General features: G+C 48.0%; 33 protein-coding genes, 1 tRNA gene and 1 other annotated feature. Of the genes, 2 read left to right on the top strand and 32 right to left on the bottom strand.

Annotated features, from left to right (window positions below; all coding sequences use genetic code 11):
* Nucleotides 1-116: 116 nt before the first annotated feature.
* Nucleotides 117-1,373: a beta-ketoacyl-ACP synthase II gene (gene fabF / locus AWQ21_RS04490; protein WP_065713499.1), complete on the bottom strand. Its 1,257-nt coding sequence runs from the start codon at nt 1,371-1,373 to the stop codon at nt 117-119.
* Between the two features lie 149 nt (nt 1,374-1,522).
* The gene (gene acpP / locus AWQ21_RS04485; protein ID WP_012306651.1) at nt 1,523-1,768 is read right to left on the bottom strand and encodes an acyl carrier protein; all 246 of its coding nucleotides are present in this window, start codon (nt 1,766-1,768) and stop codon (nt 1,523-1,525) included.
* Nucleotides 1,769-2,015: 247 nt separating this feature from the next.
* Here acpP and gatA point away from each other — a divergent pair, with 247 nt between their 5' ends.
* A complete protein-coding gene (gatA, locus tag AWQ21_RS04480) occupies nt 2,016-3,473 on the top strand; it encodes an Asp-tRNA(Asn)/Glu-tRNA(Gln) amidotransferase subunit GatA (protein WP_065713498.1) in 1,458 nt (485 codons plus the stop codon).
* 210 nt (nt 3,474-3,683) lie between these two features.
* Here gatA and rplL read toward each other — a convergent pair whose 3' ends face one another.
* The 9 genes from rplL to AWQ21_RS04435 form a co-directional block, all read right to left on the bottom strand.
* Nucleotides 3,684-4,070: a 50S ribosomal protein L7/L12 gene (gene rplL / locus AWQ21_RS04475; RefSeq protein WP_030007220.1), complete on the bottom strand. Its 387-nt coding sequence runs from the start codon at nt 4,068-4,070 to the stop codon at nt 3,684-3,686.
* An 87-nt stretch (nt 4,071-4,157) separates the two neighbouring features.
* On the bottom strand, nt 4,158-4,685 hold the full coding sequence (gene rplJ, locus AWQ21_RS04470; protein WP_065713497.1) for a 50S ribosomal protein L10: 528 nt from the start codon (nt 4,683-4,685) through the stop codon (nt 4,158-4,160).
* A 40-nt stretch (nt 4,686-4,725) separates the two neighbouring features.
* Nucleotides 4,726-4,877, bottom strand: a sequence feature (ribosomal protein L10 leader region).
* A 22-nt stretch (nt 4,878-4,899) separates the two neighbouring features.
* On the bottom strand, nt 4,900-5,616 hold the full coding sequence (rplA, locus tag AWQ21_RS04465) for a 50S ribosomal protein L1 (RefSeq protein ID WP_030007219.1): 717 nt from the start codon (nt 5,614-5,616) through the stop codon (nt 4,900-4,902).
* A gap of 91 nt (nt 5,617-5,707) precedes the next feature.
* Entirely contained in the window at nt 5,708-6,133 is a 426-nt protein-coding gene (gene rplK / locus AWQ21_RS04460; RefSeq protein WP_012306656.1) for a 50S ribosomal protein L11, read from the bottom strand.
* A gap of 2 nt (nt 6,134-6,135) precedes the next feature.
* The gene (gene nusG, locus AWQ21_RS04455; protein ID WP_012306657.1) at nt 6,136-6,738 is read right to left on the bottom strand and encodes a transcription termination/antitermination protein NusG; all 603 of its coding nucleotides are present in this window, start codon (nt 6,736-6,738) and stop codon (nt 6,136-6,138) included.
* 18 nt (nt 6,739-6,756) lie between these two features.
* On the bottom strand, nt 6,757-6,984 hold the full coding sequence (gene secE / locus AWQ21_RS04450) for a preprotein translocase subunit SecE (RefSeq protein WP_012306658.1): 228 nt from the start codon (nt 6,982-6,984) through the stop codon (nt 6,757-6,759).
* A 61-nt stretch (nt 6,985-7,045) separates the two neighbouring features.
* Nucleotides 7,046-7,118: transfer RNA gene (locus tag AWQ21_RS04445), tRNA-Trp, on the bottom strand.
* Nucleotides 7,119-7,212: 94 nt separating this feature from the next.
* Entirely contained in the window at nt 7,213-7,575 is a 363-nt protein-coding gene (gene rplS / locus AWQ21_RS04440; protein ID WP_012306659.1) for a 50S ribosomal protein L19, read from the bottom strand.
* A gap of 187 nt (nt 7,576-7,762) precedes the next feature.
* On the bottom strand, nt 7,763-9,361 hold the full coding sequence (locus tag AWQ21_RS04435; RefSeq protein WP_065713496.1) for an iron uptake porin: 1,599 nt from the start codon (nt 9,359-9,361) through the stop codon (nt 7,763-7,765).
* Nucleotides 9,362-9,788: 427 nt separating this feature from the next.
* Between AWQ21_RS04435 and AWQ21_RS04430 the strand changes: the two genes are divergently transcribed.
* The gene (locus tag AWQ21_RS04430) at nt 9,789-10,112 is read left to right on the top strand and encodes an antibiotic biosynthesis monooxygenase (RefSeq protein WP_065713495.1); all 324 of its coding nucleotides are present in this window, start codon (nt 9,789-9,791) and stop codon (nt 10,110-10,112) included.
* 85 nt (nt 10,113-10,197) lie between these two features.
* Here AWQ21_RS04430 and prfA read toward each other — a convergent pair whose 3' ends face one another.
* From prfA to rplN, 21 genes are all read right to left on the bottom strand, one after another.
* Entirely contained in the window at nt 10,198-11,289 is a 1,092-nt protein-coding gene (gene prfA, locus AWQ21_RS04425) for a peptide chain release factor 1 (RefSeq protein WP_065713494.1), read from the bottom strand.
* A gap of 96 nt (nt 11,290-11,385) precedes the next feature.
* Nucleotides 11,386-11,616 carry a 50S ribosomal protein L31 gene (rpmE, locus tag AWQ21_RS04420; RefSeq protein ID WP_012306663.1) on the bottom strand — a complete coding sequence of 77 codons (231 nt, stop codon included), beginning with the start codon at nt 11,614-11,616 and terminating at the stop codon, nt 11,386-11,388.
* Between the two features lie 85 nt (nt 11,617-11,701).
* Complete coding sequence (gene rpsI / locus AWQ21_RS04415; protein ID WP_065713493.1) at nt 11,702-12,115, bottom strand: 30S ribosomal protein S9; 414 nt, start codon at nt 12,113-12,115, stop codon at nt 11,702-11,704.
* Entirely contained in the window at nt 12,115-12,570 is a 456-nt protein-coding gene (gene rplM, locus AWQ21_RS04410) for a 50S ribosomal protein L13 (RefSeq protein ID WP_065713492.1), read from the bottom strand. Before rplM ends, rpsI begins: the two co-directional genes overlap by 1 nt.
* Nucleotides 12,571-12,606: 36 nt before the next feature.
* On the bottom strand, nt 12,607-13,425 hold the full coding sequence (gene truA / locus AWQ21_RS04405; RefSeq protein WP_065713491.1) for a tRNA pseudouridine(38-40) synthase TruA: 819 nt from the start codon (nt 13,423-13,425) through the stop codon (nt 12,607-12,609).
* Nucleotides 13,426-13,455: 30 nt separating this feature from the next.
* Nucleotides 13,456-13,806, bottom strand: a complete 351-nt coding sequence (gene rplQ, locus AWQ21_RS04400) for a 50S ribosomal protein L17 (RefSeq protein WP_012306667.1) — start codon at nt 13,804-13,806, stop codon at nt 13,456-13,458.
* Nucleotides 13,807-13,866: 60 nt separating this feature from the next.
* Nucleotides 13,867-14,808, bottom strand: coding sequence for a DNA-directed RNA polymerase subunit alpha (locus AWQ21_RS04395; protein ID WP_065715214.1), 942 nt, complete (start codon nt 14,806-14,808; stop codon nt 13,867-13,869).
* A 113-nt stretch (nt 14,809-14,921) separates the two neighbouring features.
* Entirely contained in the window at nt 14,922-15,311 is a 390-nt protein-coding gene (gene rpsK / locus AWQ21_RS04390) for a 30S ribosomal protein S11 (RefSeq protein WP_012306669.1), read from the bottom strand.
* Between the two features lie 59 nt (nt 15,312-15,370).
* A complete protein-coding gene (rpsM, locus tag AWQ21_RS04385; RefSeq protein ID WP_012306670.1) occupies nt 15,371-15,748 on the bottom strand; it encodes a 30S ribosomal protein S13 in 378 nt (125 codons plus the stop codon).
* A gap of 74 nt (nt 15,749-15,822) precedes the next feature.
* The gene (rpmJ, locus tag AWQ21_RS15845) at nt 15,823-15,936 is read right to left on the bottom strand and encodes a 50S ribosomal protein L36 (protein ID WP_071819462.1); all 114 of its coding nucleotides are present in this window, start codon (nt 15,934-15,936) and stop codon (nt 15,823-15,825) included.
* Nucleotides 15,937-16,074: 138 nt separating this feature from the next.
* Nucleotides 16,075-16,299 (bottom strand): translation initiation factor IF-1, encoded by a 225-nt coding sequence (gene infA, locus AWQ21_RS04380; RefSeq protein ID WP_006196724.1) that lies wholly within the window; start codon nt 16,297-16,299, stop codon nt 16,075-16,077.
* Nucleotides 16,300-16,354: 55 nt separating this feature from the next.
* Nucleotides 16,355-16,918, bottom strand: coding sequence for an adenylate kinase (locus AWQ21_RS04375; protein WP_065713490.1), 564 nt, complete (start codon nt 16,916-16,918; stop codon nt 16,355-16,357).
* A gap of 85 nt (nt 16,919-17,003) precedes the next feature.
* Entirely contained in the window at nt 17,004-18,323 is a 1,320-nt protein-coding gene (gene secY, locus AWQ21_RS04370) for a preprotein translocase subunit SecY (RefSeq protein WP_065713489.1), read from the bottom strand.
* 97 nt (nt 18,324-18,420) lie between these two features.
* Nucleotides 18,421-18,861 carry a 50S ribosomal protein L15 gene (rplO, locus tag AWQ21_RS04365; protein WP_065713488.1) on the bottom strand — a complete coding sequence of 147 codons (441 nt, stop codon included), beginning with the start codon at nt 18,859-18,861 and terminating at the stop codon, nt 18,421-18,423.
* Nucleotides 18,862-18,912: 51 nt separating this feature from the next.
* Nucleotides 18,913-19,434 carry a 30S ribosomal protein S5 gene (rpsE, locus tag AWQ21_RS04360; RefSeq protein WP_012306674.1) on the bottom strand — a complete coding sequence of 174 codons (522 nt, stop codon included), beginning with the start codon at nt 19,432-19,434 and terminating at the stop codon, nt 18,913-18,915.
* A 30-nt stretch (nt 19,435-19,464) separates the two neighbouring features.
* Nucleotides 19,465-19,827 (bottom strand): 50S ribosomal protein L18, encoded by a 363-nt coding sequence (rplR, locus tag AWQ21_RS04355; protein WP_012306675.1) that lies wholly within the window; start codon nt 19,825-19,827, stop codon nt 19,465-19,467.
* A 2-nt stretch (nt 19,828-19,829) separates the two neighbouring features.
* Nucleotides 19,830-20,372, bottom strand: coding sequence for a 50S ribosomal protein L6 (rplF, locus tag AWQ21_RS04350; RefSeq protein WP_030006185.1), 543 nt, complete (start codon nt 20,370-20,372; stop codon nt 19,830-19,832).
* A 33-nt stretch (nt 20,373-20,405) separates the two neighbouring features.
* The gene (gene rpsH, locus AWQ21_RS04345; protein ID WP_012306677.1) at nt 20,406-20,807 is read right to left on the bottom strand and encodes a 30S ribosomal protein S8; all 402 of its coding nucleotides are present in this window, start codon (nt 20,805-20,807) and stop codon (nt 20,406-20,408) included.
* Between the two features lie 25 nt (nt 20,808-20,832).
* Entirely contained in the window at nt 20,833-21,378 is a 546-nt protein-coding gene (gene rplE, locus AWQ21_RS04340; RefSeq protein ID WP_030006187.1) for a 50S ribosomal protein L5, read from the bottom strand.
* 74 nt (nt 21,379-21,452) lie between these two features.
* On the bottom strand, nt 21,453-21,803 hold the full coding sequence (gene rplX / locus AWQ21_RS04335) for a 50S ribosomal protein L24 (RefSeq protein ID WP_012306679.1): 351 nt from the start codon (nt 21,801-21,803) through the stop codon (nt 21,453-21,455).
* Nucleotides 21,804-21,805: 2 nt separating this feature from the next.
* Nucleotides 21,806-22,174 (bottom strand): 50S ribosomal protein L14, encoded by a 369-nt coding sequence (rplN, locus tag AWQ21_RS04330; protein WP_012306680.1) that lies wholly within the window; start codon nt 22,172-22,174, stop codon nt 21,806-21,808.
* Nucleotides 22,175-22,216: the final 42 nt, after the last annotated feature.

Below are 22,216 nucleotides of genomic sequence, written 5' to 3'. Positions count from 1 at the left end.
TATTAGACCATCGAGAAGCGCAAATTGCCCTCCTCAAAATCCCCCCCATCATCCCACTGTTAGGATCACTGGGCAAGAATGATTCTGTCAAATCGCTAACATTTACGCCAACTAATTTATTCCGGGCGATACTTTTTAAACGCGAGGGTGACGTTGTGGCCGCCAAAGCCGAAGGAGTTAGAAAGGGCTACTTCAACTGGGTGTTCGCGGCTTTCATTGGGAACGTAATCTAAATCGCAGCCTTCTTGGGGATTTTCGAGGTTGATCGTTGGGGGGACGCGATCATTGGCGATCGCCATCACTGTGGCCACCGCCTCAATCCCCCCAGAACCACCCAAGAGGTGACCGGTCATGGATTTAGTCGAACTTACTAAAATTTTATAAGCCTGGTCGCCGAGGGCTTTTTTAATCGCTTTCGTTTCTGTGATGTCATTGGCGGGGGTACTCGTCCCATGGGCATTCACGTAGTTCACTTGGTTCGGAGCCAAGTCGCCATCCTTGAGCGCTAATTCAATGGCCCGGGTTGCCCCAGCTCCATCGGGAGTCGGTGCCGTCATGTGGTAAGCATCACAGGTCATGCCGTAACCAACGATTTCCCCGTAGATTTTTGCCCCCCGGGCCAAGGCATGCTCTAGCTCTTCGAGGATTAAAATGCCCGCACCTTCGCCCATTACAAAGCCATCACGATCTTGATCAAAAGGACGACAAGCATGCTTGGGATCATCATTGCGGGTCGATAAAGCCCGGGCCGAGGCAAATCCGGCAACACTTAAAGGGGTGATTGCGGCTTCGGTGCCTCCAGAAATCATCGCTTTAGCGTAGCCTTGCTGCACCAAACGGAATGCCTCACCCACTGCGTTAGAGCCAGCCGCGCAAGCAGTCACCGTACAACTATTGGGCCCTTGGGCACCGGTATGAATTGCCGTTAACCCTGCCGCCATATTGGCAATCATCATTGGGATCATGAAGGGGCTACAGCGGCTGGGGCCTTTCTCTAGGTAAATTTCCTGCTGGTCTTCCATCACCTTGATGCCACCGACCCCGGTGCCGATCATCACACCGATATCGGGAGCATTGTCAGCATTGATCTCTAGACCCGCATCGGCAAGGGCTTGCTTACTGGCAGCCACGGCGAATTGGGAAAATCGATCCATGCGCTTCGCTTCTTTTTTAGGGATGAATGCGAGGGGATCAAAGCCTTTTACTTCACCTGCAATGCGACAGGCATGTTGGGAAGCATCAAATGCGGTCACGAGGTCAATGCCATTGCGACCGGTCATGAGTCCTTCCCAATACTCCTCTAGGGTATTACCAATCGGGGTGATCGCACCTAAACCGGTGATTACAACGCGATACGGAGATGAGTGTGCCATGGCTGATTTGAGTGTTTTTGCAGTGGGAAAAAAGGCTTGTGCATCCGAAGGAAGCGACAATCAATCATAAAAACTAGCGAGAAAGCCGCGATAACTTTGGGAAGTTCGCAGCTCTGGAAGTTGGGGTTAAACTGACTGGACTAAATGGTTTAGTTGGCGCCAGTTTTTTCAGCGATGATGTTAACTGCTTCTCCCACCGTAGTGATTTTTTCAGCGACATCATCGGGAATATCGATATCAAATTCTTCTTCAAAGGCCATGACCAGCTCGACTGTGTCGAGGGAGTCTGCATCAAGGTCACTGATGAAGTTTGATTCGGGGCTTACGGAGTCAGCATCGACATCCAGCTGATCAACGATAATATTTTTAATTTTGTCAAAAATTTCCTGGTTCATTGATGATTCCTAAAAATCTACCTGAGCGGTTCTCATACTTTGTTAAAGAATATGAGCGCTCATAAATTTAGCATTTTGTTGTGCTGACTAAAAATAGACTTATCAAATTAACATAAGCTGGAGTTTATTGTATCGGATGCTGGTTCCCTTCCGGGGCGATCGCCGCAAAAATAATTTTTAGAGATGATTGTCAGGGAGGAAGGCAAGTGGATAAACTGATTGGGGTATTTCAGAGAATAGATAAAGCATGTCAGCCATCCGCACGCTACACCAACAACTCATTTCAAAGGAACGTTCTGCTGTCGAAATTTTGACGGAAACGTTTGCCCATATCGAAGCGGTGGAACCTAAGGTTAAAGCGTTTTTAACCCTGACTAAGGAACAGGCCTTGGCCCAGGCGGCGCAAGTGGATGCAAAAATTGCCGCGGGGGAAACCATTGGCCTCCTAGAAGGCATCCCCATTGCAATTAAGGATAATCTCTGTACGAAAGGCATTCAGACCACCTGTGCTTCGCGCATCCTGGAAGGCTTTGTGCCGACCTACGAATCGACAGTCACCCAGAAGTTACGGGAAGCTGGGGCGATTATGGTAGGCAAAACAAACCTTGATGAGTTTGCCATGGGTAGTTCGACGGAAAATTCTGGCTATCAAGTAACGGGCAATCCCTGGGATGTCACACGGGTTCCGGGTGGGTCTTCTGGGGGGTCAGCGGCGGCAGTGGCAGCAGGGGAAGCGCCGATCGCCCTGGGTTCAGATACTGGCGGCTCGATTCGCCAACCGGCTTCCCTCTGTGGTGTGGTGGGCCTTAAACCGACCTATGGCCTGGTGTCTCGTTTTGGCTTGGTGGCCTATGCGTCTTCTCTGGATCAAATTGGCCCCTTTGCCCGGACAGTAGAAGATACGGCAATTCTGTTAGAGGCGATCGCCGGCCATGATCCCAAGGATTCCACCAGTTTAGATGTGGATATTCCCCAATATAGCCAGTTGCTCCAGGCGGCACTCCCCAAAGATAAGCCCCTCAAAATTGGCATCATCCAGGAGACTTTTGGGGAAGGACTGGATCCAGAGGTTGCTGAAGCGGTTCAAAAGGCGATCGCCCAACTCCAGGAACTTGGTGCTGAGGTTGAAACTATCTCCTGTCCTCGCTTCCGTTATGGCTTACCTGCCTACTACATCATTGCCCCGTCCGAAGCCTCAGCAAATTTGGCCCGTTACGATGCCGTCAAATATGGCACACGCAATGCTGCGGCCGATAACCTGGTTGATATGTACACCCAAACCCGTGCCGCTGGTTTTGGCCCTGAGGTAAAGCGCCGGATTATGTTAGGAACTTACACCTTGTCGGCTGGCTATTATGATGCCTATTACCTCAAAGCCCAGAAGGTCAGAACTTTAATTAAAGAAGACTTTGATCAAGCCTTTGCCAAGGTGGACCTACTCATTTGTCCCACTTCCCCCAGTACCGCTTTCAAAGCTGGCGAAAAAACCGATGATCCCCTCAGTATGTATCTCTCTGACTTGATGACCATTCCCGTCAATTTAGCGGGACTACCGGCCCTGAGTCTGCCCTGTGGTTTTGATGCCCAAGGACTCCCCATCGGGATGCAACTCATCGGTAATGTTCTTCGAGAGGATCTCTTACTTCAGGTGGCCCATGTCTATGAACAGGCAACGGCTTGGCACCAGAAAGAACCCCAACTCTAAAAAGCCTTTACACAAAACAAATTTAACAAATTCAACTTATCAGTCCCCCTCAATCACTGCAGGGGGATTTTTTCATGCCATAAATGCCCTAGCAGAGCTTTAATCATCAAGATCTCAAGATCAAAAAAAAGCGAACAGATAACCTGTCCGCTCATCACCTAAATATCAATTGAAGCTATACCTACTTATCAATAGGTAAGTTGATATAAATTACTTGACGCTTGCTTTTGCACCAGCATCTTCAAGCTGCTTCTTGATGGCTTCAGCATCTTCCTTGCCAGTGCCTTCTTTGATGGGCTTAGGCGCAGATTCAACCATTTCTTTGGCTTCCTTAAGACCGAGGCCAGTGATGCCACGAACAACCTTAAGAACGGCGATTTTCTTGTCAGCAGGAACTTCATCGAGAATAACGTCAAATTCGGTCTTCTCTTCAACTTCCTCAGCAGCAGCAGCACCGGGGGCAGCCATTACCATGCCACCAACGGGAGCAGCAGCGCTAACGCCAAAGGTTTCTTCGATTTGCTTAACTAATTCAGCTGCTTCAAGCAGAGTTAGAGATTGCAACTTCTCCAAAATTTCATCGGTAGTAGCAGACATTTAATCTATCTCCTTAGTGAATAAAAATTACGTTTAGAACAACGAGAAAGTTAGGCCGCAACGAAATAAATCAAGCGGCATTGAAAGTTAGGCTGCTTCTTTCTCGGAAACAGCTTTGATGGCTCTGGCCAAAGAACCCGGTACTTCGTTGATGCCGATGGCAATTTTTGCAGTAACTGCATTGATCGCACCTGCAATCTGACCGTAGAGTTGTTCTTTGGTGGGCAGATCACCGAGGGCTTCGATTTGGTCGCTGGTTAAAGCTTGACCTTCCATAACGCCGCCACGAAGTTCGGTTTTCTTCGTTGCTTTGCGGAATTCTTTGTAAGCTTTAACGGCGGAAGCAACATCTTCTCCGGCAATTAAAAATGCGGAGGAATCTTTCAAGAGAGATTGCACGGGTTGCCACGTTTCATCACCATCAACGGCAATATGCATCAGCGTGTTTTTCGCAATTTTGCAATATGCCCCGGCAGGACGAAGACGATTACGTAAATCAGTGATTTCCGCAACGGTTAAACCCTTGTAATCAATCACAAAAGTAAGTTGTGCATCCTTGAGCAAATCTTTGATCTCAGCAACCAATTCTTGCTTATCTGCTAGCGATTTTCCCATTCTGTTCTCACCTCCTTTTTGGGGAAAGGTTATTAAAGTAGGGACAAAAAAAATAGACCCTAACAACAATGCCAGGGTCACGCTCTTCTTCCAAGCAAACTTGGAAAAAACTTGTCTAGTCTTGTAGCGTTTTACCTCGGCAGGATATTAAGCGATCGCCCCTGCTGTCTCTGGCATGAATACAAATCTATTTAATTGTTTTACCTAAGAAGGCCTAGGCTTTTTCTTCAATGGAAAGATCCCGGAGGGCGTTGATATCCACCTGGATCGAAGGCCCCATGGAAGCAGACACATAAATGCTCCGCCAGTAGCGACCTTTGGCCCCAGAGGGACGGTTCCGGTCGATGGTTTCCTGAAGAGCTTTTAAGTTTACCAGAAGATCTTCCGCAGCGAAAGAGGATTTACCAAAAAGGACGTGGACAATCCCTGCCCGGTCAGCCCGGAACTCTTGTTTACCGGCCTTGAAGGCGGCGATCGCCGTGGCGACATCCGTCGTCACAGTGCCACCTTTCGGTGAAGGCATCAAACCACGGGGGCCAAGCTGACGACCCAAACGAGCCACCTTCGGCATCATATCCGGCGTTGCAATCAAGACTTCAAAGTCCATCATGCCCTTTTGAATATCTTCAATGAGCTCTTCGGAACCAACAAGATCCGCTCCAGACTCTTCAGCAACTTTTACCTGTTCACCGCTGGTGATAACAGCAACCCGTACAGACTGCCCCGTGCCTTTCGGGAACGCAACAGTCGTTCTCAACTGCTGATCCGTGTATTTCGGATCAATCCCTAGGCGAATGTGAGCCTCAGCCGTTTCATCAAACTTAGCCGTAGCAGTTTCTTTCAAAAGTGTCAAAGCTTCTAGAGGCTCATAAGCTCTATCTTCAACCTTCTCAAGCGCCTCACGAAGCCGACGAGATAATTTTTTTGCCATACTTACTCCTTGGGTACATAACGAGACACACGCCTCTCCCCAAACATAAAGATTAAAAACTTAACTGTTGTATCCAGTTTCCAGGCAGTTACTAATCCGTAACTGTAATACCCATATTTCGCGCTGTACCAGCAACAATATTCATTGCCGCTTCGATATCATTCGCATTCAAATCAGGCATTTTAGTTTGGGCGATTTCCTGCAATTGCGCCCGAGAGATAGAACCTGCTTTTTGCTTGTTAGGCTGGGCAGAACCCTTCTCGACCCCGGCTGCTTTACGGATTAAGACAGAAGCAGGGGGTGTTTTCAGGATAAAGGTGAAACTCCGGTCTTCATATACCGAAATTTCTACAGGGATAATCATGCCTGCCTGGTCAGAAGTCTTTGCGTTGTACTCCTTACAGAAAGCCATGATGTTCACCCCGTGCTGACCCAGGGCTGGCCCAACAGGAGGTGCAGGGTTGGCCTTACCCGCAGGTAAAGCTAATTTGATTACCGTAACAACTTTTTTTGCCATCGCTAGCTCTGTTTTTCCACTTGAGTAAATTCAAGTTCTACTGGCGTATCTCGACCAAAGATCGACAATAGAGCTTTCAGTTTGCTGCGCTCAGGGCTGACTTCAATGATCTCGCCTTCAAAATCCTTAAAAGGACCAGAAAGTACGAGGATTTTGTCGCCAATGGCCATATCGACCTTAACAGTCGGTTCAACAACCTGAGCTTGTTTAAAGATGCGCTCTACTTCAGACTTACTGAGAGGCACGGGTTTAACATGGCCCCGTCCCCGACCGTAGCTACGCTTCTGTTCAGCCCCAACAAAATTAATCACATGGGGCGTATTTTTGATGACCTGCCAAGCTTCATCATCTAGGGTCATCTGAATCAAGACATAACCAGGAAAAACCTTTTCTTCTCCATGCTGCCGACTGCCGTCCTTACGGATTTTGACAGTTGGGGTTTGGGGAATCTGAACTTGAAAGATCCGATCCGCCACATCGAGAGTATGAATGCGTTGTTCAAGGTTTGCTTTGACTCTTTGTTCGCACCCAGATGCAACTTGGACGGCATACCAACGCGGTTTGGGTCCAGCTTGCGTTCCTGTGTATTCTTCTGAATGTTCCATAGAAAGTTAAAGAGTCTTTTAAAATACAGCACCTGAAACAAAAATGAAGAGATTGTCTACGACGTAGATAACAGTCGCAACAAGGATCACCATCAAAATAACAGCGGCAGACTCACTAATGAGCTGTTGGCGAGAGGGCCAAACAACCTTAGCGAGCTCTTCTTTTGTTTCGTTGGCGTATTTTGTAACGTCGAAACCTTCGGGCTTGTTGGCTTCAGTCTCGACGGTCTTCTTTGTTTTGGCCACAATCAGAAACTCCTCCCAGAGCCACTGCAATACTTCAACTAAAGTTTAATGTAAATTGAAACGCGCCCTGGAGGACTCGAACCCCCGACATCAGGTTTTGGAGACCTGCGTTCTACCAACTGAACTAAGGACGCTTGTACACTTGCTCTTAACAAGCCTTAGCAATCTTAGCACAGGTGGCAGGCTTTGTGCAAAACATTTTGAGCGAATCAAAGGGATTACAAAAGCCTAGATCGGGCGATCAAAACGTTGCTTGATCCGAGTTGCTTTACCAACGCGATCGCGCAAGTAATACAGTTTAGCCCGGCGGACTTTACCACGACGGATAACTTTGATGTTATCGACGAGGGGAGAGTGCAGCAGGAAGACCCGCTCAACACCAATCCCTTGGAAAATTTTACGCACAGTGATGGTTTCGTTAATCCCACCATTGCGCATGGCAATAACGGTACCTTCGTAGGGCTGAACCCGTTCTTTGGTACCTTCTTTGATTTTGACTCCGACTCGAACGGTGTCGCCCACGTGGATGGTCGGAAGATCATCCTTGAGCTGTTCCGCTTCGATGGAGCGAATGATTGCTTCAGCGTTCATGGTTTTTCAAAAAACTCACAATTTATCAGTATATGTACAATACAACTTAAAGTCAAAATAAAACCTGATTTCTAAAACTTGATAGCTTCAAAGAAAAAAGTGAGCCAAAATTGACTCACTTCCAGGACTAATTTTTTTGCTTTTAGAAGCAACATGTGTGAGGAATTAGACTTGGTTCTCCTTTGCCTTAGAAGCTGAAGGTGGTGCGTACAGAACCCACAACAACGGTGTCGTTATCGTCATTTTGGTTGGGGTTGAAAATCACATAAGCACCGGGAGTGATGGTGATGTTCTTGTTGAGCTTGTAACGGTACTGAAGCTCTGCAAGGTAAGTTGTCTCACCCTCATCATCGAAGCTGGATCCCTGGCCACCACCAAAGTCGATGTCAGCATTAGTTAGCTTAGGAGGTTGACCGAAAATCAAACCCAGAACATTACCTTCGCCACCAACATCAAGTAGTGCTGCATTAACTGCCCAATTCCAGACCTCAGCATTACCAGTCACAGTTGGATCCTCAATGTCAGCATTAGTATAGCCAACCCAGCCGCCGAGGTTGAATTTTTCGCCAATCAGCCAACTAGCTTGTAAGCCAAAGTTATCCGAAGATGCAGCATATTCGCCAAACCCGCCATCATCCCACGGGTCTTTAGCAACATCACTGCCTGTGCTACCGGTTAAGTTGACATCTCCGGATTTTTGGTATCGGCGAGCGTAGACTGCGGATAACATAATGTTGTCGGAAGGTTCGAAGTCAAGCTGGGCTGCTGCGGTGTAATTGCCGTTAAAAAGACCATTCTTTTCTTCAGGATTATTCACATCACCGTCATCGGCCAAGTAAGCCGCGGTGAAAGTGAACTTTTCGCCTAGGCCTAGGTTGAAACCAGCACCAGCACCGTCAGGGCCACGGTAGATGGGATTAAAGCGACCAAAGCGGGAGAGGGCACCGGAGCCACTGCTCTCAAAATAGGGACTGGTAGAGTCTGCAATATCATCGAGGCCCATGCCAACAGCACCGACATAGGCACGAATATTGTCACTGAGGGGGAAACGGTAGTATAACTTACCAATCTCAACATCGTTGTCATTGTCGGTGTCAAAGCCGAGGCGAGCAGTGTCTACACCTGTTGCATCATCAAAAGCAGTGATGTTACCGGCTTCAAGGCGAGTACGAAGACGGTCTTTGCCAGTAAAGCTAGTGTCAAGATTCAGACGAACGCGATCGCTGAAAGTAACTTGATCGTCAATATTGTCTTCACCAAAAGCAGCGCCAAGATTGAAGATAACTTCCCCACCGAGCTTAGTAGTGGTAGAAAACTGATGGTCTTCGAGGAATTCAACGCGACCTTCGAGGTCATCAACGCGAGCACCGAGGGTGGCGAGTTCTGCTTCGAATTCGTTCACGAGACGGCGAAGAGCTGCTAGATCTTCGGGGGTTACTTCAGAGCCACCGCTTTGGATCATGCGCTCAATTTGCTGTAAACAAGCGTTCAGACCAGCGGCAAATTCATAACGGCTGAGGGGACGGCTGCCACGGAAAGTGCCATCGGGATAACCAACAATACAGTTGTAGTTTTCGACTAGGTTACGAAGCGCGTCAAAGGCCCAGTCAGAAGGGGAAACATCACTGAGTTGAAAAACGCTATTAACCTGAGCGATATCGTCTTGGCTATAGCTATTGATTTGATCGAGGAGTTCAGTGTTTGCTTGGGCAGTGCCAGAAAAAGCAACAGTTGCGCCTAAGGCAAAGGAAGCACCACTGAGAAAAGTTCTCACTGTTTTAGACATATTCGGTTGAACCTCACACCTGAGATATTTTTTGACTTTGAGCTTGGGCATTTATGTTGTTGATAAGCATATTTTATTACTGCAAATCATTTTCAAAACGCCGCTTAGCAGTATAGCACCAGAAATTCACAACTTTCAACATCTGTAAAGTTGGATACGGGCTAGTTTATGGTTTGATGCACTTCTAGTGAACCAAAGGAGGATTAATATCGCTTTGATGTTGGATTAATGACAGGTTAAAGATTTAAAGAGAGCCAATGGTGACGTTTCAAAAACACGACAAAAAAGTTGACATAAGTCTAAAAGCGGTTAAGAAAATGCGTAAAGAGGCTTTCTAGGGGAATTCTCTCGCTACAGTGAAATTATCGGCAGAGGCGACATGCGATCGCCTTAAGCCATGTAGTTTTAGACGATGGAAAATTCAACTATGCAAGGACTTAACGACTGTCTCCGCCATAAAGTCGCGTATGTGGCGATCGGTGAATTTAAGCCTGGACGATTTGCCCAGGCCCAAGCCCTCTACGAAAAAATTGTGTCTAGCTATTCGGAAGGGTTTCAAGGAGCTTTTTTGTTACAAAAAATGGGGCCGAATAGTGATCAAGGCATCGCGATGATCCTTTGGGACAATATCGAGGATATGGATAAAAATCAGACGGAACTCAGCCAAAAAATCATGGCGGAAATGAATCCTCTCTTCGCGGAACCGCCAGAGACAGATTTTTATCAGGTTTGCAGTGAAGTTCAACCTTAGAAAAGAACTTCTTTCGCCCCATGGCCACCTTCCCCAGGAAAGAACCCCTTCCGGCCTGCGGCCACCTTCCCCAGGGAAGGATTTATTAGCCTTCGGCGGCGAGCTGTTCGAGTTGAGCCTGTTGATCCTGGGAGATACAAGCCTGGAGCATATCCTCAATATCTCCTTCTAAGGCCGGGGCCAAGGAAAAGTTTTGTCCTAGGCGGTGATCCGTAACGCGATTATCTTTGTAATTGTAGGTGCGAATTTTTTCAGAACGAGCGCCTGTACCCACCTGGGATTTGCGCATGGAACTGACTTCTTCTTGTTGCCTCTGGAGTTCCATTTCGTAGAGCTTTGCCCGGAGAATTTGCATGGCCCGCTCTCGGTTCTGTAACTGCGATCGCTCTTCTGTACAAAAGACGCGAATGCCCGTCGGTTTGTGGAATAGGTCAACCGCTGTTTCTACTTTGTTGACGTTCTGGCCCCCCGCGCCACCGGAACGGGCGGTGGTCATTTCAATATCTTTGGGATCAATTTCGACTTCGACATCATCAACTTCTGGCATCACGGCAATGGTCGCTGTAGAGGTGTGAACCCGTCCCCCAGCTTCGGTGACAGGCACCCGCTGAACTCGGTGTACACCAGCTTCATACTTCAATTTGCTGTAAACCTGTTCCCCTTGAATTTCTAGGATGACCGCCTTAAAGCCTCCCATGTCGGCTGCCGATTCGCTTAGGAGTTTTACCCGCCAGTTTTGGCCTTCGGCGTAACGAGAATACATCCGGAGCAGATCGCCGGCCCAAATGCTTGCTTCATCTCCCCCGGTGCCGGCGCGAATTTCTAACATGATGTTCTTTTCGTCGTTGGGATCCTTAGGCAACAGCAGAATCTTCAGACGATTTTCGAGGGTGTCAATGGTATTTTCGAGTTCTTCGACTTCTAAGGCCGCCATTTCCTTCATTTCGGGATCTCCGGCGGATTCTTTGAGGATTTCCTTTGCTCCCCGGAGTTCTTCTTGTGCTTCTTTCCACTGATTGAAGGTATTTACTGTTTCTTCGAGGGAGGAACGAATTTTTGCCACCCGTTGTAGCTCATCGGGGTTCGTCGCGATGTCGGGATCGGCCAGGCGTCGGGTCATTTCCTGGAAGGTTTGTTCGACGGACTTTAGTTTATCGAGTAAGTATGCTTCAGCCATAATGCACAGAACGTTTTTACGTTAGGGGAAGAAAATCCCTAAAAAACAAAGGAACCCAGCAGGGGGCTGCCGGGTTGGGAAAACTCAAGGGAATACCTATTTCTGGTCGTCGGAATTGTTGCTGAGCATACCGTACTTCCGGAGGAAACGGTCTACACGACCTTCGGTATCGATAATCTTTTGAGTTCCGGTGTAGAAGGGGTGGTTACCAGACCAAATTTCAACGTTGATTTCAGGTTGGGTAGAACCAATCGTCATCACAACTTCACCGTTACAGATGACTTTGGCGTCTGGGTACCATTCGGGATGAATATCAGCTTTGGGCATGGGAATTATTCTCTAATTAATTTAGTTTAATAGAATGCATAAAGGCGATCGCCACAGTAGCCATAACGAACGCCATACCAAATAATTAACGCTTGGAGAACTGAGGCGCTTTGCGGGCCTTGTGTAAACCGTACTTTTTCCGTTCCTTACAACGGGGGTCACGGGTTAAATAGCCTTCAATTTTTAAGGGCTGGCGGTTGTCCGGATCCAATTCACAGAGAGCACGAGCCACACCAAGCTTGACGGCATCTGCTTGACCAGTCAAGCCACCACCATGGGCATTCACAAGAATGTCATACTCACTTTCTAAACCCAGGGTTTCCAGGGGAGACTTGAGCACCGCAAGGTAACCAGGAATCCGGTTGAAATAATCTTCCCCAGAGCGGTTGTTGACAACAACCTTGCCAGAACCAGGCACAAGGCGTACACGGGCAATAGATGACTTACGACGACCTGTTCCCCAGTAAATCGGGCGATCTTGAGTAGCGGTTGCGTTCATTATTTATCTCCTCCGGGAATAGTATTGATGGTCAGAACTTCGGGTTGCTGTGCGGCATGGGGATGCTCATTACCAGCATAGACCTTTAGCTTGGTGAACAAGCGACGACCCAAGGCATTTTTCGGCAACATTCCTTTAACTGCTTTTTCGATAATGCGCTCAGGAATCCGGTCTTGCAGCTGATTGAAGGTTTCAACTTTCATTCCACCAGGACGACCAGAGTGGCGACGGTAAAGTTTTTGCTCAGGCTTGCGACCCGTCACAACTACTTTTTCAGCGTTCACGACAATCACAAAATCCCCAGTATCCATGTGGGGGGTATATTCTGCTTTATTTTTGCCCCGGAGTACTTTGGCAACTTCGGTCGCTAAACGACCCAAGCGTTGGTCAGAAGCATCGACCACATACCATTTCTGGTCAAGGGTTTCTTGTTTCGGTAAAGGTGTCTTAATCATAAAATTTTTGCGCTAGATGACGCATAAGGAATTCAACTAATGAGTTAGTAGAAAAGTTGGCTGGGTATCAAACCAAATATGGGGTGGAAACAAAGGCTCAGGATAACCAACCCTAAGTAAACATAAGCCTTTTGCTGGGGCTGAATATTTTACAAGGTGTCGCTTCTCATTTTTCCAAATATCTTGGAATTGCGCTAAAGAAAGTTTACCTTGTCCAATGTCCACTAGCATCCCGACCAGTAGGCGAACCATCCCATACAAAAACCCATTGGCTTGAATTTCTATATGAATAAAGGAGCCTCGACGGGAACATTCTGCTGCCTGCACATTGACCCATGCATGGGATCGCTTGGAACCAGTCCGTTGAAAAGCAGCGAGGTGATGTTCACCCAATAGGGGCGTCAGGGCTGCTTGGATGAGGGTTTCATCGAGGGGGGCCTGGTAATAATGCCAAGCATAGGGCTGAAGGAACAGATTTGGGGTTGGGTGGGTATAGATGGTATACCGATACCGTCGCCATTGGGCAGAAAACTGGGCATGCCAATCCTGGGGAACTTCGCAAGCACCACGGATATTGATATCGGGTGGTAGGCGATCGTTAAGGATTTTGGCCCATTTATAACCAGGGATTAAACTTTCACATTCAAAGTGGGCGAATTGTCCGGCGGCATGGACACCGCTATCGGTACGCCCGGCACCGTGAATTGTGATTTTTTGGCCGACAACCGAGGAGATAGTCTCTTCAATGACGGCTTGCACGGTTCGTTCTGCTGTTTGCCGTTGCCAACCACAAAAGTGAGTGCCGATATATTGGATGACCAATGCAATGCGTTTTCTTGGGTTGGCTTGGGACATGGGCTTAGACAGGTGGCAGATTAGTCTGGGTTAGACTAATTCGATAATTGCCATTTCTGCGTTATCGCCGCGACGACGAACGGTACGGACAACGCGACTATAACCCCCTTGGCGATCGCCATAGCGATCTTTTGCTTGGGCAAATAGGGCATGGACAAGATCTTTGTCATACATATAGCCCAAAGCCCGACGACGGGCAGCTAAAGAACCATCTTTTGCCAAGGTGATCATGCGATCCACTTCAGAACGAACCGCTTTGGCCCGCGCTTTAGTGGTTTTAACTTGGCCATGGCGAATCAGTTGAGTGGTGAGGGCACGTAAGAGGGCCTTCCGTTGATCCGCCGGTCTCCCCAATTCGGGAACACGACAACCGTGACGCATTTTTTCTTCCTCCCTAGGATGTAAACAGTACAGTCAGTGAAAAATCAAATAAATCTAAAGTTACTTCGCCGTTTTTTCTTCCGGTAAAGTAATGCCTAAACGGGTTTTTAGGGCATCGATCACTTCTTCGGCTGATTTTTGGCCAAAGTTTTTGATTTCTAGCAAATCTTCTTGGCTATAGTCTAAAAGATCAGCGACAGAGTTGATTTGTGCCCGCTTGAGACAGTTGTAAGCCCGTACCGATAGCTGTAATTCTTCGATGGGAATTTGGCTGGTGGGGTCTTCGTCCTCTTGGAACTCGTCTTGAATGGCTTCGAGGGTGAGATCCTTGAGGGGATTAAACAGTTCAACGGCGATCGCCGCTGCTTGGGATAATGCTTCCTCTGGCTTAATACTGCCATTTGTCCAGATCTCAAGGGTTAGGCGATCGCGAACCGCATCTCCTTCACTATGGATACTATCGACGCTATAGTTCACCTTAGTGACTGGCATGAACACCGCATCAATCTGTAGAAAATCTAAAGCAGTGGCCTCGTCCCGATTCCGTTGAACGGCGCGATAGCTTTTCCCTTTCTCGATCCGAAACTCCATTTCCAGCTTCGCACCATCAGCGAGGGTTGCAATATACTGGCTTGGATCGACCACTTCCACCTCAGAAGGCAGATCAAACTGAGCCGCCGTCACTTGGCCAGGGCCAGTGGCTGTTAAGCGACCAATCTGAGGCTGATGGGTGTAGCTCTTGAGAACGATTTCCTTCATATTCAGAATAATCTCAAGGGCATCTTCCCGCACACCGGGGATCGTCGCAAACTCATGGTTCACGCCACCAATCCGCAGCGCTGTCACGGCGGTTCCTTCTAAGTTAGACAGTAAAATCCGTCTGAGGGAATTGCCGAGGGTTGTTCCTTGACCCCGTTCTAGGGGTTCAAAGACAAACTTGCTATATTGACTTTGATTTTTGTGTGTTTTGCTTTCTACACACTCGATTTGAAACTGTGTCACGCTTTTTCTGATCTCCCGTTTTTCGCGATCTGAGCCAGGCACCAAGCCTTCAGACAAGATGGATATTGACTTGAACTAATTCTCTTGTTGTCAAGGATTCAGTCAAAGAGGATTTATACCCGTCTACGCTTGGGCGGACGACAACCATTGTGGGGAATGGGGGTGACATCGCGAATTAACGTAATCTCCAAACCAGCGGCTTGCAGAGCACGAATTGCTGTTTCACGACCCGCACCAGGGCCACTCACCATCACTTCGATTTGGCGCATGCCTTGTTCCATTGCGCGGCGGGCTGCATTGTCAGCGGCGGTTTGGGCAGCAAAGGGAGTCCCTTTTTTGGCCCCTTTAAAACCACTTGCCCCGGCAGAAGACCAGGAAACCGCATCGCCTTTGGTATCGGAGATGGTGACGATTGTGTTGTTAAAGGTGGATTGAATGTGAGCAACACCGTTGGGGATATTCTTTTTAACCTTCTTAGGGCTGCCTTTTTTTTGTCGTGCCATAATTTTAATCTGTAGAAGATAGGATAAATGCGTAGCTTTGTGAGGTAAAACTCAAGGGATTAACGCGGTGCTTTCTTCTTACCGGCAACAGTGACGCGACGACCACGGCGGGTGCGGGCATTGGTCCGGGTTCTTTGACCACGTACGGGCAAACCTTGGCGATGACGACGGCCACGGTAGGTGCCGATGTCTACCAGACGTTTGATATTCATGGACTCTAAACGTCTGAGATCCCCTTCAACTTGGTAGTTGTCGGTAACGTAAGACCGGAGCTTGAGGGCATCTTCATCAGATAGATCCCTTACTCTGGTGTCGGGGTTTACCCCGGTGTTTGCGATGATCTCCTGGGCTCTTGATAAACCAATGCCATACACATAGGTCAGGGCAATTTCAATGCGTTTATCACGGGGAAGATCAACACCTGCAATTCGTGCCACGATTTTTTCTCCCTAAATGAACAATTTCAATAATTTATAAGTTACGGAATAAATGTCTCAGCGACTTCTACGATTTATCCTTGACGTTGCTTGTGCTTGGGATTAGCGCAGATCACCATGACACGACCGCGACGGCGTATCACGCGACATTTATCACACATTTTTTTGACGGATGCTCGAACTTTCATAGGTTTTCAGGTTAGATTTAGCAATTTTCTATATATTGATTCTGCTATGAACCGATTGGCGATTAGCACAAAACTCCGCAAGCTTATCATCATAGCAAGTTTTTTTGCTATTGAATATAAGAAACGGATGGGATAGGCTTATTTTTTCCGGAGTCGGTAGGTGATCCGCCCTTTGCTTAAGTCATAGGGGGTCAATTCTACTTTGACGCGATCGCCCGGTAAAATTTTGATGTAATTCCGGCGAATTTTGCCAGAGATGTGGGCCAGAACATTAAAGCCATTGTCCAAGTCAACCCGGAACATAGCATTGGGAAGGGACTCGGTGACGGTACCTTCCATTTCGATTAGATCTTGTTTAGACAAAACAAATAGATCTCCTAATAAATTTCATCAATCGGCATAGAGTTCCAACCAGGAGTTATGAAGCGATCGCCTGCTCTAGGGCGGCGGTAACTTCTTCAAGGGAGCGATCGCCATCAACGGATTTCAAAGAACCCTGTTTTTGGTAAAAGTCGATCACTGGGGCTGTTTGCTCCCGATAAACTTCTAAACGACGCCGAATAGTCTCCTGGTTGTCATCCTTTCTGCCACGACTTAGTAAGCGTTCTACCAATGTGGCGTCGGGGACTTCCAAGTTAAGGGCAACGTCACATTGTTGCTTCAGCTCGCTGAGTAAGGTGTTAAGGAACTCGGCTTGGCTCACATTGCGGGGGAAACCATCCAAAATCCAACCCTGCTGGGCATCTTGCTCCTGAAGTCTTTCACGAATTAAATTCAAAATCAGACTATCGGGAACCAATTCACCACGATCCACAAACCCCTGGGCCTGTTGGCCGAGTTCTGTTTGATTGGCGATCGCCGCCCGGAGAATTTCTCCAGTAGAAATGTGGGGGATTCCACAAGATTCTGCCAAAACCTGAGCCTGAGTGCCCTTTCCGGCCCCTGGGGGACCCAAAAAAATCAACCTTACTCCTTGAGCCATAACGCCTCTATTACCATCCAAATTGCTTACTAAATCAACAAAAAGTTTAGATATTCCAGCTAATACCTAAACCCTGATAAAAACACTATTGTTTAACCATGCCTTCATAGCGCTGGGAAATAACATAGGTTTGGATTTGCTTGGCTGTATCAATCGCAACCCCCACCAGAATGAGTAGGGATGTAGCCCCAAAACCCCGTAGAGTTGTGACGCCCGTTGCCCCTTCCACAAAAGTAGGCACTGTTGCTACTAAACCAAGGAAAATTGCCCCTAGCAAGGTCAAACGATTGATCACTTTTTCTAGATATTCACTTGTGGCCCGACCGGGACGAATACCAGGAATACTAGACCCCATCTTTTTCAAGTTTTGGGCCATATCCACCGGATTCACGATCAAAGACGCATAGAAATAGCTGAAAAAGAGAATCAAAACGAGATAGACCAAGACATAGGGAATTCTTCCCGGTTGTAATAGCGTCGAAATTGTGGCGATCGCTTGACCAAAGAACCCTTCCCCTGAGCCAGCCAAGCCCGCCAAAGAAGAAGGCAGCACCAGAACCGCAGAGGCGAAAATAATCGGCATCACCCCACCCTGATTAAGTCGTAGCGGCAGGTAGCTTGTGCGTTCCCGATAAAGCTTACGGCCCACTTGACGACGGGCAGAAACAATCGGGATCCGGCGTGTTCCTTCCTGCACAAACACAATACCGACAATCATGATCAGAAAAACAACCAGCAGTAAAATGACTTTAGCAATCACTGCTCGGCCACCCGTCTGGGCAAATTCGATGGTATTCCCCAAGGTTCTCGGTAACACAGCCACAATGTTGACAAAAATCAACAAAGAGGCTCCGTTTCCTAAACCTTTTTCGGTAATCAGCTCAGAAATCCACATTACAAAGACAGAACCTGCTGTCAGTGCTAATGTAGTTTCCAAAACAAAAGTAAAACCAGGATCCAAAGCATAGGGGCGCAGAATTTGCAGCGTAATCCCAAAACTTTGTAACGCCGCCCAGCCTACCGTCACATAACGAATGATCTGGGAAATTTTACGGCGCCCTGCCTCGCCATCATTTTTTTGCATGTCCTCAAGGGCAGGAATGGCTGCCGTCATGAGCTGCATGATGATTGAAGCATTGATGTAAGGGAGAATCCCTAGGGCAAAAATGCCGACGGCGGAAAGACCACCACCGGCAAATACATCTAAAAAGCCTAAGAGAGGAGAGTTTTGAATCCCCTCGCTCAGGGCAACCCGGTCAATGCCGGGAATTGGAATAAAAACGCCAAACCGAACCAGAACCAAAAGACCGAGGGTGACAAGCAATCGACCCCGAAGGCCAGCGGCTTGTGCCATCTGCATAAAGGTTTCCTGGGCGGTTGGTGTTTTTTCGCGACTGACAACCATAGTGATGTTCTCTTCGGGAGTTTACGTAATGAACAGTTCTAAGAAGTATTAAGCAACCTTGATAAATTCTAACTTAGTGCTTTGTTCCCGAATTTTTCTAGGCGTCACAACTGCCGCCAGCCGCCTCGATTTTTGCTTTGGCCCCGGTAGAAAATGCCGCTGCGGTCACTTTAAGGGCCACGGACAATTCACCATCGCCAAGAACCTTGAGTGGGCCATCGTTGGTGGTGACAATGCCTGCTGCCATTAAGCTTTCAAGGGTAACTTCTGTGTTGGCTGGCAAGTCAGCTAATTGGCCAACATTCACAATGGTGAAATTTTTAGGATTCACAATGGTGAAGTGCTTTAGCTTCGGTACACGACGGTAAAGGGGCATTTGTCCCCCTTCAAACCCAGCTTTTGTACCGGTACCAGAACGGGATTTTTGACCCCGCATGCCGAAGCCACAGCTTGCGCCTTGGCCAGCAGCAATGCCACGGCCAACACGACGACGGCGCTTCTTTGATCCCGCTTTAGGGGATAGATTGGATAACTTCATGGTTTTTTTGAGTAAACGTTTTACTAATGTCCTCAGCCCGCCAAATTAGGGTTAGGCATAGATCCGTTCGATAGAAACGCCACGCTCTTGGGCAACGGAGGAGAAACTCCGGAGGTTACCCAATGCATCAACGGTCGCCCGAGCATTGTTCAGAGGGCTACTGGAACCCAGCTGTTTGGCAAGAATATTTTTCACACCAGCAAGTTCGAGTACCGTCCGCACGGCACCACCAGCAATTACACCGGTACCGGGGGCAGCGGGACGCATCATTACTTTTGCGCCACCCGCAACGCCATTGATCCGGTGGGTGATGGTGTTTGTTTTTGTCAAAGGAACATCGACAACGTGTTTTTTCGCATCGGAGACACCTTTACGGACGGCACCGATGACATCTCCTGCTTTACCGACGCCAACGCCGACCTTTCCGGTCTCATTGCCAATGACAACAATGGCGCGAAAACTGAGTTTCTTACCACCCTTGACAACTTTGCTGACGCGACGGATTTGAATCACACGCTCTTGCCAGTTTGTTTCTTTTTCTTTGTTCTTTGATGATTTACGACGCTTTGCCATAATTATTTTCCTAATGATTTCATCAACAGCTTAAAAGTCCAGACCGGCTTCTCTGGCAGCATCTGCTAAGGCTTTGACACGACCATGATAAAGGTTACCACCGCGATCAAAGACGACTTTGGTAATGCCTTTTTCGAGGGCGCGCTTGGCAATGAGATTACCGACTGCAGTGGAAGCTGAGATGTTACCACCGGATGCGAGTTCCCCCTTGAGATCTTTGTCGAGGGTAGAAGCCGCTACCAAGGTATGTTGCTTCTCATCGTCAATCACCTGGGCATAAATATGCTTGTGGGAGCGGAATACTGCTAAACGGGGGCGATCGCCAGTCCCTTCGACACGACGGCGAATACGGAAATGACGACGCTGCGTGAGTTGTTTGCGAGTTGCTTTCATCTCTACTTCTTACCTGCCTTACCAGCTTTACGTCTGATGTATTCACCTTGGTAACGGATCCCTTTACCTTTGTAGGGCTCAGGAGGTCTGACAGCACGAACCTTAGCAGCCGTGTTACCCACAACCTCTTTATCAATACCAGAGATGATCACTTGAGTATTTTTTTCACCCATAGCCGCAGTCACGCCTTCAGGCATTTGCATTTCTACGGGCTTACTGTAGCCCACATTAAGGGTGAGCTTATTTCCCTGCACCTGGGCCCGATAACCAACACCGATAATCTCGAGTTGTTTAGAGTAACCCTGGGAAACGCCCTCGATCATGTTGGCCACGAGGGTGCGGCACAAGCCATGACGTTCGCGGGCCGTCCGAGAGTTATCAACGGGGGAGACAACAACGGTGTTGTCTTCTTGGGTGACAGTTACTTTCTCGGGTAATGTCCGCTCAAGGGAACCTTTCGGGCCCTTAACAGCAACATTGGCACCATTGAGGGTAACGGTCACTTTGTCGGGGATGGGAATTGGTTTTTTACCAATACGAGACATTCGTTTTTCTCCTGATATCAACTTCAGCCACGATTACCAGACGTAGCAAAGAATTTCACCACCAATACCTTCTTTACGGGCTTGGCGATCTGTCATCACGCCTTTGGAAGTTGAAATAATCGCAATTCCAATCCCACCGAGCACGCGAGGCAAGTCTTTGTGGTTACTGTATACGCGAAGCCCCGGTTTACTTACCCGTTGAAGTTTTTGGATAATCGGTTGACGATTACGACCTTTGTATTTCAGGGAAATAACAAGGTGTTTTTCAATCCCTTCACCTGCTTCGGTGTAGTTTTCAATGAAACCTTCGTCCTTCAGCACCTCGGCAATGTTACGGGTCATGCGAGTCATCGGGACTTTTGTGTTGTCATGCTGCACCATGCACGCATTACGGATGCGGGTGAGCATATCGGAAATGGTATCGTTAGCCGCCATTATTACCTTTAATCTCTCCTAAGATTTAGCTTTCACGGAAGGGCATACCCATTTCTCTCAGCAGCGCACGACCTTCTTCATCGGTTCTCGCGGTGGTGATGATGGAAATGTCCATTCCTCGGATTTGATCAATGGAATCGTAGTCAATTTCAGGGAAAATCAGTTGCTCACGAATCCCTAAGCTGTAGTTGCCACGTCCATCGAAACTTTTTGGGCTGATGCCACGGAAGTCACGAATGCGGGGCAGGGCTAAGCTGATGAGACGATCCAAAAAGGAATACATTTTTTCGGAGCGTAGAGTCACCATCACACCGACGGGCATCCCTTCGCGAATTTTGAAGCCGGCGATCGCCTTTTTTGCCCGGGTGATGACGGGGCGCTGACCAGTAATGGTTGACAATTCTTTAATGGAAGACTCCATCGCCTTCGCATTAGAAGAAGCTTCCCCGAGACCCCGGTTCACTGAAATTTTGACAAGCTTGGGTACTTCATGGACGTTGCTGTACCCAAACTGCTCCGTTAATTTAGGAACAATATTGTCTTGATAAAGGGTTTTGAGTCTTTGAGACATAGATTTTACGTTTAACCTCCCTGGGCTTGGTCAGGGAAAAACTAAATGTAGATAAAAATTTCTAGAAAGGCCGATTAGTCGATAACTTCACCGGTTTTCTTTAATACACGCACCTTACGGCCATCTTCAGTCAGCTGATAGCCAATGCGACTAGCAACTTTTTCCTTTTCGGAATAGTGCATCACATTGGAGCTATGGATCGGCGCTTCAAAGGTTTGAATCTGACCCGACTCGCCTTCCTGTTGAGGCTTGACATGCTTGGTGCGGATATTGACATCCTTGACCACGACCTTGCTGGATTTGGGCAGAGTTTTGATAACTTCGCCTACTTTGCCTTTGTCGCGACCAGAAATGACTTGAACCGTATCACCCGTTTTCACATGCATTTTGTGACGTGTGGGGGTAGAACTTTTGCGTCCTGCCATGGTTAGATGACCTCCGGTGCAAGGGAAACAATTTTGGTGAAGTTTTTATCCCGTAACTCACGGGCAACGGGACCAAAAACACGGGTGCCTTTCGGATTGCCTTCTGCATTAATAATGACAGCGGCATTGTCATCGAAACGAATACTCATGCCGCTAGCACGGCGGAGTGGTTGACGCGTCCGCACGATAACGGCCCGAACGACATCAGATTTTTTGACACCCATGTTGGGAATTGCTTCTTTAACAACAGCGATAATTTGATCGCCGATGCCACCATAACGACAATTCCCTGTACTCAGAACCCGTAAGCACATCAGTTTACGAGCACCGCTATTATCGGCAACATTAAGATAGGTTTGTTGTTGAATCACGGCTTTACGGTAAGGGTAAAGAAAATAGATTAGGGTCAACAG

Source organism: Picosynechococcus sp. PCC 7003 (assembly GCF_001693255.1).
Taxonomy (GTDB): domain Bacteria; phylum Cyanobacteriota; class Cyanobacteriia; order Cyanobacteriales; family MRBY01; genus MRBY01.
This window is presented reverse-complemented; position numbering and strand designations above follow the sequence as displayed.

Coding starts and splice junctions, on each gene's coding strand:
- fabF (WP_065713499.1), bottom strand. CDS start 1,373: ATGGCACACTCATCTCCGTATCGCGTTGTAATCACCGGTTTAGGTGCG.
- acpP (WP_012306651.1), bottom strand. CDS start 1,768: ATGAACCAGGAAATTTTTGACAAAATTAAAAATATTATCGTTGATCAG.
- gatA (WP_065713498.1), top strand. CDS start 2,016: ATGTCAGCCATCCGCACGCTACACCAACAACTCATTTCAAAGGAACGT.
- rplL (WP_030007220.1), bottom strand. CDS start 4,070: ATGTCTGCTACTACCGATGAAATTTTGGAGAAGTTGCAATCTCTAACT.
- rplJ (WP_065713497.1), bottom strand. CDS start 4,685: ATGGGAAAATCGCTAGCAGATAAGCAAGAATTGGTTGCTGAGATCAAA.
- rplA (WP_030007219.1), bottom strand. CDS start 5,616: ATGGCAAAAAAATTATCTCGTCGGCTTCGTGAGGCGCTTGAGAAGGTT.
- rplK (WP_012306656.1), bottom strand. CDS start 6,133: ATGGCAAAAAAAGTTGTTACGGTAATCAAATTAGCTTTACCTGCGGGT.
- nusG (WP_012306657.1), bottom strand. CDS start 6,738: ATGGAACATTCAGAAGAATACACAGGAACGCAAGCTGGACCCAAACCG.
- rplS (WP_012306659.1), bottom strand. CDS start 7,575: ATGAACGCTGAAGCAATCATTCGCTCCATCGAAGCGGAACAGCTCAAG.
- AWQ21_RS04435 (WP_065713496.1), bottom strand. CDS start 9,361: ATGTCTAAAACAGTGAGAACTTTTCTCAGTGGTGCTTCCTTTGCCTTA.
- AWQ21_RS04430 (WP_065713495.1), top strand. CDS start 9,789: ATGCAAGGACTTAACGACTGTCTCCGCCATAAAGTCGCGTATGTGGCG.
- prfA (WP_065713494.1), bottom strand. CDS start 11,289: ATGGCTGAAGCATACTTACTCGATAAACTAAAGTCCGTCGAACAAACC.
- rpmE (WP_012306663.1), bottom strand. CDS start 11,616: ATGCCCAAAGCTGATATTCATCCCGAATGGTACCCAGACGCCAAAGTC.
- rpsI (WP_065713493.1), bottom strand. CDS start 12,115: ATGAACGCAACCGCTACTCAAGATCGCCCGATTTACTGGGGAACAGGT.
- rplM (WP_065713492.1), bottom strand. CDS start 12,570: ATGATTAAGACACCTTTACCGAAACAAGAAACCCTTGACCAGAAATGG.
- truA (WP_065713491.1), bottom strand. CDS start 13,425: ATGTCCCAAGCCAACCCAAGAAAACGCATTGCATTGGTCATCCAATAT.
- rplQ (WP_012306667.1), bottom strand. CDS start 13,806: ATGCGTCACGGTTGTCGTGTTCCCGAATTGGGGAGACCGGCGGATCAA.
- rpsK (WP_012306669.1), bottom strand. CDS start 15,311: ATGGCACGACAAAAAAAAGGCAGCCCTAAGAAGGTTAAAAAGAATATC.
- rpmJ (WP_071819462.1), bottom strand. CDS start 15,936: ATGAAAGTTCGAGCATCCGTCAAAAAAATGTGTGATAAATGTCGCGTG.
- AWQ21_RS04375 (WP_065713490.1), bottom strand. CDS start 16,918: ATGGCTCAAGGAGTAAGGTTGATTTTTTTGGGTCCCCCAGGGGCCGGA.
- secY (WP_065713489.1), bottom strand. CDS start 18,323: ATGGTTGTCAGTCGCGAAAAAACACCAACCGCCCAGGAAACCTTTATG.
- rplO (WP_065713488.1), bottom strand. CDS start 18,861: ATGAAGTTATCCAATCTATCCCCTAAAGCGGGATCAAAGAAGCGCCGT.
- rpsE (WP_012306674.1), bottom strand. CDS start 19,434: ATGGCAAAGCGTCGTAAATCATCAAAGAACAAAGAAAAAGAAACAAAC.
- rplR (WP_012306675.1), bottom strand. CDS start 19,827: ATGAAAGCAACTCGCAAACAACTCACGCAGCGTCGTCATTTCCGTATT.
- rplF (WP_030006185.1), bottom strand. CDS start 20,372: ATGTCTCGTATTGGTAAAAAACCAATTCCCATCCCCGACAAAGTGACC.
- rpsH (WP_012306677.1), bottom strand. CDS start 20,807: ATGGCGGCTAACGATACCATTTCCGATATGCTCACCCGCATCCGTAAT.
- rplE (WP_030006187.1), bottom strand. CDS start 21,378: ATGTCTCAAAGACTCAAAACCCTTTATCAAGACAATATTGTTCCTAAA.
- rplX (WP_012306679.1), bottom strand. CDS start 21,803: ATGGCAGGACGCAAAAGTTCTACCCCCACACGTCACAAAATGCATGTG.